The following is a 569-nucleotide window of genomic DNA, read 5'->3' on the forward strand; positions in this document are numbered from 1 at the left end:
GGTTTCGGAACGGCTCGGGACCAGATGGCGGAAAAGTTCGCTGGTGACAGAGGGACAGGCCGCGACCAATTTCGCCACCTGGCCGATATCGGACCGGCCTTCCCTCAAGGGGAAGGCCGGTGGAAGGGATAACTGGCGCTTACGCGTTCCAGGGAACCGTCTTCTGGGTCTGTTCGCCAAGGCCCTCGATGCCGAGGCGCATCGTCTGGCCTTCCTTCAGATAGACCGGCTCCGGCTTGATGCCCATGCCCACGCCGGGCGGGGTTCCGGTGGTGATGATGTCGCCGGGCTGCAGGCTCATGAACTGCGACAGATAGCTGACGAGGTACTGCACGCCGAAGACCATGGTCTTGGTCGAACCGTCCTGATAGCGGTGGCCGTCGACTTCGAGCCACATCGGCAGGTCCTGCGGGTCGGCAACCTCGTCGCGGGTGACGAGCCACGGGCCAATCGGGCCGAAGGTGTCGGCGCTCTTGCCCTTGACCCACTGGCCGGAACGCTCGATCTGGAATTCGCGCTCGGAGAGGTCGTTGACCACGCAATAGCCGGCGACATGATCCATCGCGTCG

At 64.0% G+C, this 569-nt stretch carries 1 protein-coding gene; it reads right to left on the reverse strand.

The window, feature by feature from the left end; genetic code table 11:
• Positions 1 to 139: 139 nt before the first annotated feature.
• Positions 140 to 569 (reverse strand): fumarylacetoacetate hydrolase family protein (locus MD273_RS18750; protein WP_239039281.1); only part of this gene is annotated, 430 nt, incomplete at its 5' end.

The sequence above is a fragment of the Marinobacter sp. C7 genome, assembly GCF_022343555.1.
Classification (GTDB): domain Bacteria; phylum Pseudomonadota; class Gammaproteobacteria; order Pseudomonadales; family Oleiphilaceae; genus Marinobacter.